Origin of the sequence: Beijerinckia mobilis (assembly GCF_000745425.1) — a bacterium.
GTDB lineage: Bacteria > Pseudomonadota > Alphaproteobacteria > Rhizobiales > Beijerinckiaceae > Beijerinckia > Beijerinckia mobilis.
In genome coordinates this window covers 1-1,664 of record NZ_JQJH01000052.1, presented here as the reverse complement: position 1 = coordinate 1,664, position 1,664 = coordinate 1, and the positions used below count along the sequence as shown (strand labels likewise).

The window sequence follows — 1,664 nt, the reverse complement described above, 5'->3', positions numbered from 1 at the left end:
GGGTATTGGATGACGAGAAAGAGAGAAAAAGGGTAGTGGCCAGCTGTCACGACGAGCTAGCGCATAAAGGACGAGAAGCCACCTATCATTTGGTGAAAACTCGTTATTATTGGGAGGGGATGTATGAAGCTGTTAAGCATCACGTGAGGACCTGTCCGAACTGTCAGTTTCGAGCACCTGATAGGCAGTACGAAGCCTTCCAACCTAACAAAGTGATGAGACTGTGGGAGGTGGTTTTCATAGATACCACTCATATGCCAGCCGAGGACGGTTATGGGGTAATTATCCAGGCGCGTGATGGGTTAAGCGGATGGGTTGAAGCGAGGCCGCTGAAGATAACATCTGCTACATGCCAGGCAGTATGCCAGTTTTTATGGGAGGACATTATTTGCAGATTTGGCTGGCCTGAGCGTGTGGTGATGGATAGTGGTCCTGAATTTAGGAACGAAGTGCGTCAGTTTATGCATTCGAAAGGTGTTAGAAGGACTGCTATATCGCCTTATAATCCTGGGTCAAACGGACCAATTGAGAGAAGCATGCGCACATTGAAAGATGCTATCTCGAAGATGACGAATGGGTATTCGGCAGCAAATAGTGAGAGGTTAGGGACGAATATACGTGTAAGGAAGAAAAGAGGGATTGCTAGACCCAGCCCACCTTCCTGGCGAGAGTGTTTTTATGCTGCGTTGTTAGCTGACAGGGTCACTGTTAATTCGCAAACTGGGGTCTCACCATACAGACTGTTGATGGGTACGCATGCCACTTTGCCTATTGAATTGGAGGTTCCCACATGGAGTACCTTACCCTGGGACAAGATTGAAACGAGAGAGGATCTGCTAGCCATGAGAGCTAGGCAAATACTGAGAAGAGATGAGGATATGCAGGAGGCTATCCTTAGGTTAGAACGAATGAGGGAGAAGAATCGAGAATATTTCGACTCGAAAAAGAGCCTAAGGGAGCACCCTCTTAGCGTGGGTGATATGGTTCTGCTCCACAATACCATGGAACAAACCGCCTATCACAGCGACGTCAAATTGCAATATCGGTGGCATGGCCCATACAGAATCAAAGCAGTGAAAAGGCACGGCTCATACACGCTAGAGGAGCTGGATGGCACTCCCATTGAAGGGTATCCAAGGCCTGATGGCACGCGAGACAACTCATATAACGGGAAGAGCTTGAAGAGGTTCTGGTTCAGAAAGGGTGCAGATGAGGGTGTTGAACGAAACGAGGACGAGGCGGAGGAAGCTGATGAAGCTGACGAAAGCTATGATCTAGGGGATGATGAATGAATTAGCATTCTGTTGAATTGAAGCCGTTGCATGGAGTGTGAGGGAATATACAATATCATGCGGAGGAGAAGAGTGGAGTATTCCGGATATCAGGGTATAACGGGTTGTTTTGTTGTGCCAAAAAGGGGAGGAGCGTCAAATAATCGAATCGATGTTGAATCGGTATTATTTTGATGCCAATTCGACGTCGATTTGAGGCCAAACTGATGATATTAATGGTGTTGATTAGCATGCAGGCCGTCGACCAGGGGCCGGTCGATTGTTAGATGGGGAGGTATGTAGTGGGGAGTATCGGCCTGCCCATTAGCATAGGGATTATGTAAGGAAATTGGCCTGATTTGGAAGGGAGCTTATATACATTCATTTAGATAG

1 protein-coding gene is annotated in these 1,664 nt (G+C 47.5%); it reads left to right on the top strand.

Going from position 1 to position 1,664, the window contains the following annotated elements; all coding sequences use genetic code 11:
- Nucleotides 1–1,292, top strand: a 1,292-nt coding sequence (locus DL88_RS18235) for an integrase (RefSeq protein ID WP_169741608.1), incomplete at its 5' end; no start/stop codon positions are given.
- Nucleotides 1,293–1,664: the final 372 nt, after the last annotated feature.